At 66.6% G+C, this 15,444-nt stretch carries 15 protein-coding genes; 8 read left to right on the top strand and 7 right to left on the bottom strand.

What is annotated here, in order from left to right; translation table 11 throughout:
- Positions 1 to 20 precede the first annotated feature (20 nt).
- Entirely contained in the window at positions 21 to 1,223 is a 1,203-nt protein-coding gene (gene purT, locus AC04MI_RS03215; protein ID WP_436078308.1) for a formate-dependent phosphoribosylglycinamide formyltransferase, read from the bottom strand.
- Positions 1,224 to 1,331: 108 nt separating this feature from the next.
- Between purT and AC04MI_RS03210 the strand changes: the two genes are divergently transcribed.
- The 8 genes from AC04MI_RS03210 (at position 1,332) to AC04MI_RS03175 (ending at position 9,451) form a co-directional block, all read left to right on the top strand.
- Entirely contained in the window at positions 1,332 to 2,960 is a 1,629-nt protein-coding gene (locus AC04MI_RS03210) for a sigma-54 interaction domain-containing protein (protein WP_436078307.1), read from the top strand.
- Between the two features lie 233 nt (positions 2,961 to 3,193).
- The gene (locus tag AC04MI_RS03205) at positions 3,194 to 4,099 is read left to right on the top strand and encodes a sulfurtransferase (protein WP_436078306.1); all 906 of its coding nucleotides are present in this window, start codon (positions 3,194 to 3,196) and stop codon (positions 4,097 to 4,099) included.
- A gap of 86 nt (positions 4,100 to 4,185) precedes the next feature.
- Complete coding sequence (locus tag AC04MI_RS03200; protein ID WP_008905298.1) at positions 4,186 to 4,755, top strand: OsmC family protein; 570 nt, start codon at positions 4,186 to 4,188, stop codon at positions 4,753 to 4,755.
- Positions 4,756 to 4,798: 43 nt separating this feature from the next.
- The gene (locus AC04MI_RS03195; protein WP_476497071.1) at positions 4,799 to 5,956 is read left to right on the top strand and encodes an acyl-CoA dehydrogenase family protein; all 1,158 of its coding nucleotides are present in this window, start codon (positions 4,799 to 4,801) and stop codon (positions 5,954 to 5,956) included.
- Positions 5,953 to 7,278, top strand: coding sequence for an FAD-dependent oxidoreductase (locus tag AC04MI_RS03190; protein ID WP_436074405.1), 1,326 nt, complete (start codon positions 5,953 to 5,955; stop codon positions 7,276 to 7,278). Before AC04MI_RS03195 ends, AC04MI_RS03190 begins: the two co-directional genes overlap by 4 nt.
- A 153-nt stretch (positions 7,279 to 7,431) precedes the next feature.
- Complete coding sequence (locus AC04MI_RS03185) at positions 7,432 to 8,010, top strand: DUF3455 domain-containing protein (protein ID WP_108498300.1); 579 nt, start codon at positions 7,432 to 7,434, stop codon at positions 8,008 to 8,010.
- Positions 8,011 to 8,117: 107 nt separating this feature from the next.
- Positions 8,118 to 8,684 carry a sigma-70 family RNA polymerase sigma factor gene (locus AC04MI_RS03180; protein WP_056059648.1) on the top strand — a complete coding sequence of 189 codons (567 nt, stop codon included), beginning with the start codon at positions 8,118 to 8,120 and terminating at the stop codon, positions 8,682 to 8,684.
- Complete coding sequence (locus AC04MI_RS03175; protein ID WP_476497068.1) at positions 8,681 to 9,451, top strand: anti-sigma factor; 771 nt, start codon at positions 8,681 to 8,683, stop codon at positions 9,449 to 9,451. Before AC04MI_RS03180 ends, AC04MI_RS03175 begins: the two co-directional genes overlap by 4 nt.
- Positions 9,452 to 9,647: 196 nt before the next feature.
- Here the strand turns inward: AC04MI_RS03175 and cynS are convergent, their stop codons facing one another.
- The 6 genes from cynS to AC04MI_RS03145 all read right to left on the bottom strand — a co-directional run bounded on the left by cynS (position 9,648) and on the right by AC04MI_RS03145 (position 15,393).
- Positions 9,648 to 10,091 carry a cyanase gene (cynS, locus tag AC04MI_RS03170; protein ID WP_476497066.1) on the bottom strand — a complete coding sequence of 148 codons (444 nt, stop codon included), beginning with the start codon at positions 10,089 to 10,091 and terminating at the stop codon, positions 9,648 to 9,650.
- A gap of 112 nt (positions 10,092 to 10,203) precedes the next feature.
- Positions 10,204 to 11,079: an ABC transporter ATP-binding protein gene (locus tag AC04MI_RS03165; protein ID WP_476497064.1), complete on the bottom strand. Its 876-nt coding sequence runs from the start codon at positions 11,077 to 11,079 to the stop codon at positions 10,204 to 10,206.
- Entirely contained in the window at positions 11,069 to 11,938 is an 870-nt protein-coding gene (gene ntrB, locus AC04MI_RS03160; RefSeq protein WP_121507694.1) for a nitrate ABC transporter permease, read from the bottom strand. The genes AC04MI_RS03165 and ntrB overlap by 11 nt, the downstream gene beginning before the upstream one ends.
- A 1-nt stretch (position 11,939) precedes the next feature.
- On the bottom strand, positions 11,940 to 13,346 hold the full coding sequence (locus AC04MI_RS03155; RefSeq protein WP_476497061.1) for a CmpA/NrtA family ABC transporter substrate-binding protein: 1,407 nt from the start codon (positions 13,344 to 13,346) through the stop codon (positions 11,940 to 11,942).
- Positions 13,347 to 13,492: 146 nt separating this feature from the next.
- Positions 13,493 to 14,188, bottom strand: a complete 696-nt coding sequence (locus AC04MI_RS03150) for a response regulator (RefSeq protein ID WP_121507696.1) — start codon at positions 14,186 to 14,188, stop codon at positions 13,493 to 13,495.
- Positions 14,185 to 15,393, bottom strand: a complete 1,209-nt coding sequence (locus AC04MI_RS03145; protein WP_476497059.1) for a sensor histidine kinase — start codon at positions 15,391 to 15,393, stop codon at positions 14,185 to 14,187. Before AC04MI_RS03145 ends, AC04MI_RS03150 begins: the two co-directional genes overlap by 4 nt.
- Between the last annotated feature and the right edge of the window lie 51 nt (positions 15,394 to 15,444).

The raw sequence follows: 15,444 nt of genomic DNA, 5'->3' as shown, positions 1-15,444 counted from the left end.
GCAACTGCGGCCGCAGGCTATCAGGCCACGCGGGGCCTGACCTTGCTCGCCGCCAGCTTGGCGTTCGCACGCGCCGTGTCCACATTCTGAGCCCGCGCCAGCGCCACGCCCATACGGCGCTTCACAAAACTCTCGGGCTTGCCGAACAGGCGCAGGTCGGTGCCGGGCACACGCAGGGCTTCTTCCACGCCGTCGAACACGATGCCCTGGGCTTCCACTCCGCCATAGATCACGGCGCTGGCGCCGGGATTGCGCAGGCTGGTGTCCACCGGCAGGCCCAGGATGGCGCGGGCGTGCAGCTCAAACTCGCTCTGGTGCTGGGTGCACAGCGTGACCAGGCCGGTGTCGTGCGGGCGGGGGCTCACTTCGCTGAACCAGACCTCCTGGCCCTTGACGAACAGCTCCACGCCAAACAATCCCTGGCCGCCCAGGTTGTCGGTCACGGCCTTGGCGATTTGGCGCGACTTTTCGAGCGCGGCCGGGTGCATGGGGTGGGGCTGCCAGCTTTCCACATAGTCGCCACTCACCTGCACATGGCCGATGGGGTCGCAGAAACTGGTGGTGATTTGGCCGTCCGCGCCCACCGCACGCACGGTGAGCTGGGTGATTTCGTAGTCAAAGTCGATGAAGCCCTCGACGATCACGCGGCCGTGGCTCACCCGGCCACCGGCCATGGCGTAGTCCCAGGCCTTCTTCACGTCGTCTGGGCCGTCGATCTTGCTCTGGCCCTTGCCSGAGCTGCTCATCACGGGCTTGACGATGCAGGGGTAGCCGATACCTGCGTCAATCGCAGCCTGCAGTTCTTCCAGCGAATTGCAGAACTTGTAGGGGCTGGTGGGCAGGCCCAGCGTTTCGGCGGCCAGCACGCGGATGCCTTCACGGTCCATGGTSAGGCGSGCKGCGCGGGCCGTRGGRATCACGCGCACGGTGCCCGCGGCTTCCAGCTCTTCGAGCATGGGGGTGGCGATGGCTTCGATCTCGGGCACCACCAGGTGGGGCCGTTCGGCTTCGATCAGCGCCTTGAGCTGGGCCGGGTCGCTCATGGTGATGGTGCGCGCGTGGTGGGCCACCTGCTGGCCGGGGGCGTTGTCGTAGCGGTCCACGGCAATGGTTTCCACCCCCAGGCGCTGCAGCGCGATCAGCACCTCCTTGCCCAGCTCGCCCGAGCCCAGCAGCATGACTTTGGTGGCATGGGGGGACAGAGGGGTTCCGAGGGTGGTCATGGTGGGGGCTTTCGAGAAGGTGAAAAAGTCGGTAAATGGCGGGACGCAGGCGACTTTAATGCACCCGGGCGCAGAACTTGCAATCGCCCTGACATGCCCCCACCGCCCATGCCCTCCCCTTCCAGCACGGCCCGCTCGCACAGCCCCACCGACTGGCACGCCCAGGAGCTGCTGCTGATGCGCGAGGTGATGCGCCTCATCGGCCGCAGCCTGGCGCCCGGCCTGGTGCTGCGCGAAATGCTGCACCTGATGAGCGAACTGCTGGGCCTGAACCGGGGGCGCATCGTGCTGGTGGACGACGCTCCCTCCTCCCCAGCCGGCGCGCCGCGCACCGCCTCCATCCAGCATGCGTACGGCCTCACCCAGGCCGAGGTGCAGCGCGGGCGGTACGCCTGGGGCGAGGGCATCACGGGCCGCGTGCTGGCCACGGGGCAGCCGGCCATCGTGCAGGACATTGATGCCGAACCGCTGTTTCTGGCACGCGCGGTGGAGCGCAGCCAGCTGCCGCCCGAGACGGTGGCCTTCATCGCCCTGCCCATCGAGGTCAACAACGCGCCCATCGGCGTGCTGGCCTGCCACCGCATCCGCAGCCGCCAGCGCCACCTGAACGACGACCTGGCGGTGCTGCGCGTGCTGGCCACGCTGGTCGGGCAGCTGCTGCAACTGGAAGCCCTGGTGGCCGAGCAGACGCGGCAGCTGCAGGCGCGCAACGCCGTGCTGGCCAATGCGCTCAACACCAAAAGCGCGCGCTACGGGCTCATTGGCAGCTCGCCACCGCTGCTGCAGGCCTTGAGCGAGCTGGAGCGCGTGTCGCAAACCCAGGCCACCGTGCTGCTGCTGGGCCAGTCGGGCACGGGCAAGGAGCTGTTCGCACGCGCCGTGCACCTGGCCAGCGGGCGGCGCGACCGGCCTTTCATCAAGGTCAACTGCTCGGCCATCCCCGATGCGTTGTTCGAGTCCGAACTGTTTGGCTACGAAAAAGGGGCGTTTACGGGCGCCAGCACGGCCCGCGCGGGCTGGTTCGAGCAGGCCGACAGCGGCACCATCTTTCTCGACGAGATTGGCGAGCTGCCGCTGGCCCTGCAGTCCAAGCTGCTGCGCACGCTGCAGGAGGGCACGCTGGTGCGCCTGGGCGGGCAGCGCGAGGTCAGGGTCAACGTGCGCCTGGTGGCCGCCACCCACCGCGACCTGGCGGCCGATGTGGAGGCCGGCCGCTTTCGGCAGGACCTGTACTACCGCCTGCACGTGATTCCGATCCATCTGCCCTCGCTGGCCGAGCGGCGCGAGGACATCCGCCCGCTGGCGCTGCACTTTGTGAGCCGCGCCAACCAGGCGCACCAGCGCAACGTGAACCTCTCGCCCGACGCGCTGGCGCGGCTGGAAGAACACCCCTGGCCCGGCAACATCCGCGAGCTGGGCAATGTGATCGAACGCTTGGTGCTGTTGACCAATGACACGCTGGTAACGCGTGGCGAGCTGGACCGGTTTCTGCCCGCTGCGGCTGTGGTTTTGCCACCCGCACCGGCGCCCGTTCAGCAGATTCAGGCCGAGATGCCGTCTACCCCTATCGCCGCAGCACCGCTGGTGCGCGACTACGCCTCGGCCCAGTCCCACAGCGTTCAGGTGCTGCAAGCCGCGCTGGTCGAACACCACGGCAACCAGTCGCGCGCGGCGCAGAGCCTGGGGTTGACGCTCCGGCAGTTCGCTTACCGGCTGCGCAAAGCAGGCTTGAAGTGAYGCCCAACACTGTGTCAACAATTTGTAGACACAGTGTTCAGCGTCCGCGTTGGACAGGCTGCGCCCTGGTGATAGTCGGCACAAAATACTATTAAATCAATAGCTGCCAGCGCTTTACCAATAAGCGCCAGCAGCCTATTTCATTCAAATTTCTTTGCATTCCCAAGCTCTGGCACACCTGTTGCGATAAGGAGGGTAGGCATTCCGCCCTCCTCCGCATCGAAAGGTTTCCCATGAGCACCCCTTCCGCCTCCGACGCCGTCCTCATCTCGCCCACCCAGTTGCAGGCCCTGCAAGCCGCAGAGCCTGTGGTGCTGATCGACACCCGCGACGCCGACACCTACGCCCTGGGGCACATCCCCGGCGCGGTGAACCTGCGCGAAACCTTCACGTACCTGGCCACCTCCACGCCCCAAGGCCTGCAGGAGCTGAAAGACACCTTTGCCGCGCACCTGGGCGCCATCGGCCTGTCGGGCGCCGAGACGGCCGTGTTCTATGAAGATGCGCTCAACAGCGGCTACGGCCAGTCGTGCCGGGGCTACTACCTGCTGACCTGGCTGGGCTACCCCAAGGTCAAGGTATTGAATGGCGGCTACTCGGCCTGGAAGGCGGCAGAGCTGCCCGTCTCCACCGAGGCGGTGGTGCCCACGCCCGCCATCTTCCCCACCCAGCTGGCCACCACCGATGTGATGCTGACCAAGGAGGATGTGATCGAGGCCCTGGGCACCGACACCGTGCTGCTGGACGTGCGCGATGTGGACGAGTGGATTGGCGACAGCTCCAGCCCCTATGGCAAGGACTTTGCGCCGCGCAAAGGCCGCCTGCCGGGCGCCAAGTGGCTGGAGTGGTACCGCTTCATGAAGCCCTCGCCCCAGGGTCCGGTGTTCAAGTCGCCCGACGAAGTGCGCGCCGAATGCGCCACGGCGGGCATCAGCCCGGCGGACACGGTGTACCTGTATTGCTTCAAGGGCGCACGCGCGTCCAACACCTTCCTGGCGCTCAAGCAGGCGGGCTTTGCCGATGTGCGCATGTACTTCGGCTCGTGGAACGAATGGTCGCGCGACGACAAGTTGCCGATCGAAAGCGGGCTGCCGCTGGTCAAGTTCCCCAAAAAGCCTGCGCTGGCGCTGGCGGCCTGAGCCCCGTGCGTTGTTGCAGCGGGCATGGCCCGCGGCGAACCCTGTCCTTCTTTTTTGCATTCCCTTCTCTTTCTCCAAGGAACACCATGTCCACCGATCTGCTGGAACCCTCTGCCCCTGTCACCACCGTGCACACACACCTGCGCCCCATCGACCGCGACGGGCTGATGGCCTTTGCCGACAAGGGCCGTAACAATCCTGCCAGCCGGGGCACCAACAAGGTCCACACGGTGATGGAGGGGCAGTACCGCTCGCTGAGCTATGTGGGCAACCATGCGCCGGTGGTGGTGGACGAGCCCCTGCACCTGTTCGGGCAGGACACGGCGCCTGCGCCCGGCGAGATCGTGCTGTCGGGCCTGGGCGGCTGCCTGGCCGTGGGCATCACGGCCGTGGCCACCTGGAAGCAGGTCAAGCTCAGCAAGATCGAGGTGTTCATGGAAGGCGACATCGGCAACCCCGCCGCCTGGGGTGCGGGTGGCGCATTGCAGAAGACGCCGCCGGAGATGGGCTTTCAGGCGATCCGCGTGAAGGTGCTGGTGGAAGGCGATGCACCGCGCGAGGTGCTGGACGAGATCGTGCAGCACGCCAACTTCTACTCGCCCGTGGCCAACAGCATGCGCAACCCCATCCCCTTCGAGATCAGCCTCGCGGACTAAATAGCCCCGCAACCGAGCCCGCCCTGCGCACCCAAGGAGCCCCATGAACCCCGCCGACCTCCCCCCCCAACTCCACCTGGACGGCGCCCTGCGGGGCGATGCGCTGCTGGCCGCCGTGCGTCAGATCGCGCAGGGCCCGCTGGCCGCGCAGGTGGAGGCAATTGACCGCACCGGCTACTACCCCTGCGCGGAGCTGCAGCAGCTGGCCGCCGTGGGCGCGATGAGCGCGCACCTGGACAGCACGGCCGGCCCGGCCGACTACGGCCTGGCCATCCGCGCCATGGCCGAGGCCTCGCGCGTGTGCGGCGCCACGGGCTTCATGATGTGGTGCCAGGCGGTGTGCGGGCTGTACCTGCAGCAGTCGGGCAACCCCGCGCTGATGGGCGATGTGTTGCAGCGCCACGCCAGCGGCGCAGGCATGGGCGGCACGGCGCTGTCCAACCCCATGAAGAGCTACGCGCAGATCGAAAGCCTGCTGCTCAAGGCCACGCCAGTGGAGGGGGGCTACCTCATCAACGGCACCCTGCCCTGGGTGAGCAACCTGGGGCCCGACCACTACTGCGGCGCGATTGCGGCGGTGGTGGAGGCCGACGGCACGGCCAGCCAGCGCGAGGTAATGTTCCTGCTGCGCTGCGACGCACCGGGCGTGGAGATGCGCGAATGCCCCAGCTTCTCCGCCATGGAGGGCACGGGCACCTATGCGCTGCGGCTCAAGGACCATTTCATCGGCACGGCCGACATCATGGCCGACCCCACCCGCCCCTTTATTGCCCGCATCCGCGCTGCGTTCGTGATGCTGCAATGTGGCATGGCGGTGGGCATCACCCAGGGCGCCATCGACTCGATGTGGGCGGTGGAGGCCCAACTGGGCCACGTCAACCAGTTCCTGGAAGACCGGCCCGACGCCCTGCAGGCCGAACTGGATGCACTGACCGCACGCGTAATGCAACTGGCCCAGACGCCGTTCGACACAAGCACCGACTTCTTCATCGATGTGCTGGACGCCCGTGCCCATGGCGCGGAGCTGTGCCTGCGCGCCGCCCAGTCGGCCCTGATGCACCAGGGTGCGCGCGGCTACCTGATGAGCTCGGACGTGCAGCGGCGCGTGCGCGAGTCGCACTTTGTGGCCATCGTCACGCCCRCCATCAAGCACCTGCGCAAGGAGATCGCCCGGCTCAGCACCGAGGAGATGCCTGCATGACGCGCGCCCTCCCCACCGCCACCACGCCATCGGTTACCTCCGAGTTCGTGTTGAGCGCGGCATCGCAGGCGCTGTGCGATGCGTTTGCCGACGCGGCCGCCCAGGCGCCCTGGCAAAGCTACATCTGCAACGCCTGCGGCTACGTCTACCACGAGGCCGACGGCGACCCCGATGGCGGCCTGCCGCCGGGCACGCGGCTGGCGGACATACCCGACGACTGGGCCTGCCCGCTGTGCGGCGTGACCAAGGCCGATTTTTCTCCGTACGAAGCCCCCACGCTGGAGGCGCTGCGGGCGCAGGCCAGCGCAGCGCCAGCCGCCTCCCTCCGCGTGCGTGGCGAGCCGGGAGTGGTCATCGTCGGCGCGGGCCGTGCAGGCTGGCAACTGGCCGAAACCCTGCGCCAACACAGCGCCACGCTGCCCATCACCCTGGTGACGGCCTGTGCGGGCGACCGGTACGACAAGCCTTTGCTGTCGGTGGCCATGGCGCGCCAGCTGGACCCGCTGGCCCTGGTGTCCGAAACCGGTCGCGATGCGGCGCACCGCCTGGGCGTCACCCTGCTGGCCCACACCCATGCCGTGCGCATCTGCGCCGACACCCGCCAATTGCGCACCACGCGGGGCGTGCTACGCTACGGCCACCTGGTGCTGGCCCACGGTGCGCAGGCCGCCTTACCTCCGGGCTTGCCCGCCAGCCTGTGCTGGCGCATCAACCACCTGGACGCCTACCAGCGCCTGCGCCAGCACCTGGGCGACCAGCCCAAGGACGTGCTCATCATCGGCGCGGGCCTGGTCGGCAGTGAGCTGGCCAACGACCTGGCACTGGGCGGCCACCACATCACGCTGCTGGACACGGCCACCGAACCACTGGCGCGCTGGCACGACCAGCAGGCGGGCCCGCAGCTGCTGGACGCCTGGAAAGACCTGTCCATCCGCTTTGAAGGCGGTCTGCAGGTGGAGCAGGTGGAACGCGTGGGCTCGCGCTACCGCGTCTCCACCACCAGCGGGCGGCGTTTTGCGGCGGACGAAGTGGTGGTGGCTGCAGGCCTGCTGCCCCCCCACCGCCTGGCGCAGAGTGCAGGGCTTGACTGGACCCATGGCATTGCGGTGGACGCAGGCACGCTGCAAACCAGCGTATCCCGCATCCATGCACTGGGCGATTGCATCAGCATCGACGGGCAGTGCAGCCGCTACATCGAACCGATTGCCCGGCAGGCGCGCACGCTGGCGGCCGCCATCCTGGGCCAACCGGTGACCCCCTATGAGCACCGGGCGGCCGTGGTGCGGGTCAAGACCACCACCCAGCCGCTGACCCTGCATTGAGGCAGCCTCGGGCCCGGGCGGCAATCTTGCCCGGGCCGGCACCGGCAAAAAATTTTTGGCATCCACTGCATCCAAACGGCGTTTTCGTGGGTAGTACCTACAGCAGCGCAACTTGCTGCTGTCCTATCAACCCATAGACCAGAGAGAAACGCCATGACCGTCCACACGTCCCCCATCTCCCGCCTGCTGCCCCTGACGGGTGCCATTGCCGCCGCCGTGCTGCTGAGCGCCTGCGGTTCGATGATGTCGTCGCCTTCCAAATCCATGTATTCGCAGGACAGCCTGCCCGACAGCATCAAGGTACCGACTGGCAACAAGGTGGCAATGGAAACCGTGGGCGTGGGCGAGATCACCTACGAATGCCGCGACAAGGCCAACATGCCCGGCCAGACCGAATGGGTGTTCGTGGGCCCCAAGGCCGTGCTGAATGACCGCAGCGGCAAACAAGTGGGCACCTACTACGGCCCACCGGCCACCTGGGAGTCGAGCGATGGGTCCAAGCTGACGGCTACCCAGCTGGCCGTGGCACCCTCGGGTACGGGAAACCTGCCCTACCAGCTCGTCAAGGCCAACCCCGCCATGGGTTCGGGCGCCATGACCGGCGTGACGTTCATCCAGCGCGTGGCCCTCAAGGGCGGCGTGGCACCCGCTGCTGCCTGTACCACCGCCAACAAGGGCGAGCGCCAGATCGTGAAGTACCAGGCCGACTACATCTTCTGGAAGGCCGCGTAAACCACGCACACGCAATCCCCTGCCCAGCGGGGGCTACCGCCAGGCGGTGGCGGGTTTGCGGCTACGATGCGCCCACCCTTTAGCCGCGGCCCCGCTGCCTGCACACCGTGCCCGACACCCCTGGCGATTTTGACTACGAAGCCGCTCTGGCCGCCTGCGCAGCCGGCGACCGGCAGGCCATGCACCGCCTATATGAACAGGAGGGCGCGCGGCTGCTGGGTGTGGCGCTGCGCATCGTGCGCCAGCGCGCGCTGGCCGAGGACATCGTGCACGATGCCTGCGTGAACATCTGGACGCGCGCCACCAGCTACGACGCGAGCCGGGGCAGCGCACGCGGCTGGATCTACAGCGTGGTGCGCAACCTGGCCCTGAACGCCGTGCGCGACGCGGGCCGCCACGTTGATGTGGACGACACCACCACCCAAGCCCTGGAGGCCGACATGTCTGTGCAGGCCCACCACGAGGTCGAGGAAACCTTTGCGCTGAACGCCAGCCTGGGCCGCCTGCAGCATTGCCTGGAGGCCCTGGACCCCGCGCGCCGCAACTGCGTGTTGCACGCCTACGTGGACGGCTGCTCGCACGGCGAAATTGCGGAGCGCCTCGGCGCGCCGCTGGGCACCGTCAAGGCGTGGATTCGGCGCAGCCTGGTATCGCTGCGGGAGTGCATGGCATGACCGACCAGCGCAACACACCGCCTACGCCCTTGCCGGAAGACCTGAGCGTGCTGGCTGGTGAGTACGTGCTGGGCACCATGCCCGCCGCCGAACGCCAGGGCGTGCAGCAACGCCTGCCAGGTGACAAGGCATTGCAACAGGCGGTGGCCGAATGGGAAGCCCGCCTGCTGCCGCTGACCCAGCTGGCGGAGCCCATCGCGCCGCCCRCTGCCTTGTGGGCGCGCATCGACCAGTCGCTGCAGGCCACCAGCGCACAGCCGGCTGCGACGTCCGTTACCTCCCAACCCCGCGCAAAAACCGAGCGCAAGCCATCCGTGCGCTGGTGGGACCACCTGGGCCTGTGGCGTGCCCTCGCCGGCTCGGGCTTTGCCATGGCAGCGGTACTCGCGGCAGTGCTCGTCACACGCACCGCCCCAGTGGCCGCGCCGCCACAGTTCATGGTGGTGCTGGTCGCGCCGCAGGACAAGGCCCCGGGCTGGGTGGTGCAAGCCAGCTCGCCCCGGCAGATCAGCCTGATTCCGCTGGGTATGGCCGAAGTACCGGCCGACAAGGCCCTGGAGTTCTGGACCAAGGCCGACGGCTGGAGCGGCCCCGTATCGCTGGGCCTGGTGCAGCCCGGTCAGCCCCTGCAGATCCCGCTGGACAAGCTGCCGCCGCTGCAGCCCAACCAGTTGTTCGAGCTGACGCTGGAACCGCCCACGGGCTCGCCGATTGGCAAGCCCACAGGCCCCATCCAGTTCATCGGCCGCGCCGTCAAGGTGCTCTGACTGTCTTCGTTACCCCACTCGGCGCAATGCATAGGCCCACGCCGGTGTAACGAGCACGGCCTATACCAGCGACCGCCGCGCAAGGGCCGCCAAGCCGCACAGGCGGCGCTTCGCTGGCGGGCGCTGGCGGTGTCCCCCTTCCCGAATTGCGCAGCAATTCGAGAGAAAGGGGGAAGGCGCGAAGCGACTCAGGGGGTTAGTACTGTTTATACGGCAGGAACTTGCCCGACAGSACYACRTTSACGCGGTCGCCATTGGGATTGGCTTCGCGCTGGATGTCCATGCTGAAGTCGATGGCGCTCATGATGCCGTCGCCAAACTCCTCGTGGATCAGCTCCTTGATGGTGGTGCCGTACACACTCACCACCTCGTACCAGCGGTAGATCAGCGGATCGGTGGGCACGGGCGTGGGCAGCGAGCCCTTGTAGGGCACCACCTGSAGCCACTTCTGCTCTTCGGCSGTGAGGCCGAARATCTTGCCRACGAYCTTGGCCTGCTCGGGTGTGGCCGTCATCTGGCCCAGGCACAGGGCCGTGGTCCATTCCTTGGACTGGCCGACCTTCTTGGCAATGGCCTCCCATTGCAGGCCCTTGGCGACCTTGGTGCTGATGATCTTTTCGGTAACGTCGTTGCGGTTCATGGTGATGGCTCCTTCGGTTGGATGGGTTTTGGAACAGGGAACAGGAACTTCAGGGTGCAGCACTCCCTGCCACCCCAAGGGGCAACACGACAGTGCTGGGTTATTCAGGAAATCAGTGGGCTTTGGCTCGGGTGACGAGAAAGTCCACGATGTGGTTGCGCAGCGCGTAGTAGCCGTCCAGGTGGTGCAGGCTGGTACGCGTGCGTTCGCGTGGCAGCGGGTTCACCACCACCTCGGCGATGCCGCCGGGGCGGTAGCCCTCGGGCGTCTCGTTGCCGTTGCTCATGAGCAGGATGCGGTCGGCCAGCAAGATGGCTTCGTCCACATCGTGCGTGATCATGAACACCGTCTGCTGCGTCTGGCGCACGATGGCCATCAATTCGTCCTGGATGGTGCCGCGCGTGAGCGCATCGAGTGCGCCGAAGGGTTCATCCAGCAGCAGCATCTTGGGCTGGATGGAGAACGCGCGCGCAATGCCCACGCGCTGCTTCATGCCGCCTGAGAGTTGCGACGGCTTCTTGTCAATGGCAGGGCTCAGGCCCACCAGCGCCACGAACTTCTCCACATGCGCATCCACCTGGCTCTTCTTCCAGTCGGGCCAGCGCGACTTCACGGCGAACGCGATGTTCTGGCGCACCGTGAGCCAGGGCATGAGCGCGTGGCTCTGGAACACCACGCCCCGGTCCAGACTGGGGCCGGCCACTTCGCGCCCGTCCATGATGACGGTGCCCGAGGTGGCGGTGTCGAGCCCCGCCAGCACGTTCAGGATGGTGGTCTTGCCGCAGCCCGAGTGGCCGATGATGCAGRCGAAYTCGCCCTTGTCGAGCGTGAACGACACATCGGCAAACACGGGTTTGGAGGGTACAAAGGCTTTGCTCAGCCGGTCGATCTGGAGGAAGCCTTGGGTCACGGCAGAGGCCTTTCGTTGCGGGGCGTCAGTGGCAAGAGGGGCTGGAACAGCCGGGCGCTGGGCGACATCACTCCACATAGGTCACCACCTTCTGCAGCTGGCCGAAGGCCAGGTCGAGCAACATGCCCACCACGCCAATCACCAGGATGGCAAAGATCACGTTGGTGAGCGACAGGTTGTTCCACTCGTTCCAAACGAAGTAGCCAATCCCCGTGCCGCCCACCAGCATCTCGGCCGCCACGATCACCAGCCAGGCGATGCCCATGCTGATGCGCATGCCCGTSAGGATGGTGGGCGCTGCGGCGGGCAAGATCACCAGGAAGGCCTTGCGCAGCGGGTTGACCTGCAGTGTGGCCGACACGTTGAGCCACTCGCGCTTGACCGATGCCACGCCAAACGCCGTGTTCACCAGCATGGGCCACACCGAGCAGATGAAGATCACGAAGATGCCCGAGATCGATGAGTCCTTGATGGTGTAGAGAGCGAGCGGCATCCACGCCAGCGGGCTGATGGGCTTGAGCACCTGAATGAACGGGTCGAACGCACGGCGCAGCAGCGGCGACATGCCGATGACGAAACCGAGCGGTATCGCCACCAAGCAGGCCAGGCCGAACCCTAGCGCGACCCGGCCCAGCGAATGCGCGAGCTGGATGGCGATGCCCTTGTCGTTGGGGCCGTTGTCATAGAACGGGTTGGACACATGCCCCCACACGGTACGGCCCATCTCTGCCAGTGAGGGGAAGCCACTGCCCTTGGCGCTGGCGCCTGGGTCCTTGCCCATCATCTTGGCGTACTCGATCTGCTCGGCGGTCATGCCGGCCGTGCTGTTGCCCGGGCCCGAAGAAGCGGTGGCGATGTACCAGATCCCCAGCAGGGCCAGGAAGATGAGCACGGACAACAGGCCCGCGCGCAGGTTGAGGTTCTTGGCGGGAGTCATGTCATGCCGCCTTGCGGATGGGGAAGCTCTTTGCGTACTCGCTCGCCTTGGCGGCATCGAATTCGCGCCCCATGATCTTGAACTTGGGGTACGCGCCTTCGGGCACCTTCTGGTCCAGCGCCTTCATCTGCTTTTTCGCGTCGGTGATGAGAAACACCTTTTCGGCGATCTGCTTGTAGTCCACATCGCCCTTGATGTAGCCCCAGCGCTGCATCTGCGTGAGCATCCACACGGCCATGCTCTGCCACGGCATGGGGTCGAAGTCCGCGCGGTCCGGCACGTTCTGGATCTTGCCCAGGCCGTCTGCGAACTTTCCGGTGAGCACCTGGTTGAGCACGGCCTCGGGCTGGTTCAGGTAGGCCTGGGGCGCAATCACCTTGGCGATGAGCTCCCGGTTGGCCGGGTCGCGCGCCATCGCTGCCGAGGTGAGCACCGCGCGGTACAGCGCGGCAAAGGTGTTGGGGTTCTTCTGGATGAACTCGGTGCTGGTGCCGAAGGCGCAGCAGGGGTGGCCGTTCCACAGGTCCTTGGTGAGCAGGTGGATGAAGCCGACTTCCTCGAACACGGCGCGCTGGTTGAAAGGATCGGGGCCGAGGAAGCCGTCGATGTTGCCCGCGCGCAGATTGGCTACCATCTCGGCGGGTGGCACCACGCGCAGCTGCACGTCGGTGTCGGGGTTCAAACCCGCCTCGGCCAGGTAGTAGCGMAGCAGRAAGTTGTGCATSSWRTRCTCGAASGGGATSGCGAACTTGAAGCCYTTCCAGTTCTTGGGATCGCGRTTGKMCTTGTGCTTGAGGCTGAGCGTGATGGCCTGGCCGTTCACGTTCTGGATGGTGGCCACGTTCATCGGCGTGGCGTTGGAGCCCAGGCCCATGGAGATCGCCAGCGGCATGGGGCTCAGGAAGTGCGTGGCGTCGTACTCCTTGTTGATCATCTTGTCGCGGATCAGTGCCCAGCCGGCCGTCTTGGTGACTTCGACGCTCAGGCCCTGCTTGCTGTAGAAGCCCAGCGGGTGGGCCATGATCAGCGGGGTGGCGCAGGTGATCGGGATGAAGCCGATCTTGAGGTTGGTCTTCTCCAGTGCGCCCTGCTTCTCTTGCGCCATGGCCTGCATGCTGGCCACAGGCAACACGCTCGCGATGGCCGCCATGGCCGTTCCCTTGCCCACCGCCTTGATGAAGCGGCGGCGCACTGCGTCTTGCGGAAACAGAGCCTTGACCAGCGTGGCTTCGATGAACTCGTTGCTGTAGAGCTCGAACTCACGGGTCTCGCTGCGCTGGCGCAGGGTGGCTGCGGCGGCATCGGCCGACACCTCGGTGTGGTGGTCGGCCACCGTGTGGTCGCGGCCACAGCTGCATTTCAGCATCAACGGGCGGTCGGCATCGTAGGGCGAGAAGAATTCGGACATGGCACACCTCGAAGAAGTTGGTGCCAGGCGTTACGCAAAGCGCGGGCCAGTTTTTGCCGGTGTCGGCCCGCTGTCATGAATTCGTGGGTGTGGTGTCTACAGCGTGTAGGGCCAGCACTACAAATCGGTCGTGCAACGCACCGAATTCACTCTGCCGGTGCGCCACGTGCCAACAGCGCAAGCTCCACATCGTTGCGCGCGCCGGTCTTTTCGAGGATGCGGGCGCGGTAGGTGCTCACCGTGTTGGGCGCGAGCTTGAGCTGCGCACCAATTTCGCTCACGCTCTGCCCGGCAGTGAGCAGGCGGAACACCTGGTGCTCCCGATAGGAGAGCGCGTCCACCCCGGCGGGCGTGCCCTGCTGGGCGGTGCGCACCACCCCGGTGCGTTCTAGTGCACCTGCCAGGGCTTGCGCGGTCGCTTCCGTCAGGTAGCGCCCGCCAGCGGCCACCTTGCGCACGGCGGCCACCATGTCGTCGGGATCGGCGCTTTTGTGCAGGTAGCCCGCTGCGCCCATCTGGATGCAGCGCACCGCGTATTGCCGCTCGGGGTAGGTGCTGAGCATCAGCACCGGCAATGCAGGCCAGGCCTTGCGCAGCGCCTGCAGCACTTCGAGGCCGTCCATGCCCGGCATGGCGATGTCCAGCAGCACCAGGTCCAGCCCCGGTGTTCCCGTGGGCCCTTGCAGGGCGGCGACCAGCTCCAGCACCTCGCTGCCCTGGGTGGCCTCGGCGACCACAGTGATCTCGGGCACGCCATTGGCCGGGTCGCCCAGCACCTGCTTGAGCCCCTCCCGCACGATGCGGTGGTCATCACCGATCAACACTCGAACCACGGAATTCATGACAGCTCCAGAGGAATCAGCAATTGCAGGCACGAGCCCTGCCCCGGCTCGCTGGTGATGCTCAAGCGGCCCCCAAGCTGCCGCGCCCGCTCGCGCATGCCCATCACGCCATAGGCGGTGGGCGCCTCCAGGGCCTGGCGGGTGGCGCCCACGCCGTTGTCGCGCACGCGCAGTTGCAGCATCTCGTCCTGCACGTCGATGGCGATGTCGATGGCGCTGGCCTGCGCGTGGCGGCCCACATTGCTCAACATCTCCTGAAAGATGCGGAACACAGCGATGGCTGCAGGCTCGGGCAAGTGCAAGGTGGCAGGCACCTCCATCTGCCACGCCAGCTCCAGTTCGGCCGACTGCACGAACTCCTGTGCCTGCCACTCCAGCGCCGCCCATAGCCCCTGGTGGTCCAGGATGCTGGGGCGCAGGTCGGTGATGATGCGGCCCACGTTGTCCACGGCGTTTTCGATCAGGYGGCTCATGTTCTGGCACTTGCAGCGCATCTGGGTGCGCATGTCGCCCGCGGCTTCGGGCGTGCGCTCGCCCTGCTCGCCCAGGCGCTTGTGCAGCCAGTTCACATCCATCTTCAGCGCCACCAGCAGGCTGCCCAGCTCGTCGTGCACCTCGCGGGCGATGCGGGTGCGTTCGTCTTCGCGCACCTGCTCCGAGTAGGCCGACAGCTCGCGCAGCTGCGCCAGCGCCTGCGACAGCTCTTGTGTGCGCGCTGCCACTCGGCGCTCCAACTCGTCATTGGCGCGGGCCAGCTCATCGTGCGCGCGCTGCAGCTCATCGGCGGCACGCTTGCGGCTGGTAATGTCCACAAAAGCGATCACGGCGCCCTGTACCTGGTCACCTTCCAGAATCGGGTGGCTCGAATACTCCACGGCAAACGCCGAGCCATCGCGGCGCCAGAACACCTCGGTGTCCACACGACAGGGCAGACCCTGGCGGAACGCATTGAAGATGGGGCAGTCGCTGTCGGCGTAAGGGCTGCCGTCAGGGTGGCTGTGATGGGTGAGCGCGTGCATGTTGCGCCCCATCACCTCTTTGGGCGCAAAGCCCAGCATCTGTGCGCCCGCCCGGTTGATGAACACGCAGTTGCCCGCCAGGTCGATGCCAAACACGCCCTCGCCCGTGGACTCCAGCAGCAGCCCCAGGCGGTTCTGCCAGAGGGCACTGGCACCGGCGGGCAGGTTCAGGACGTGGGTGGACATAGGTGTACCCAAGCAATGGCCGTGCCCAGGTAGCGACCAGGAACACATCGG

This window comes from Acidovorax sp. LjRoot204 (assembly GCF_056175785.1).
This window is presented reverse-complemented; position numbering and strand designations above follow the sequence as displayed.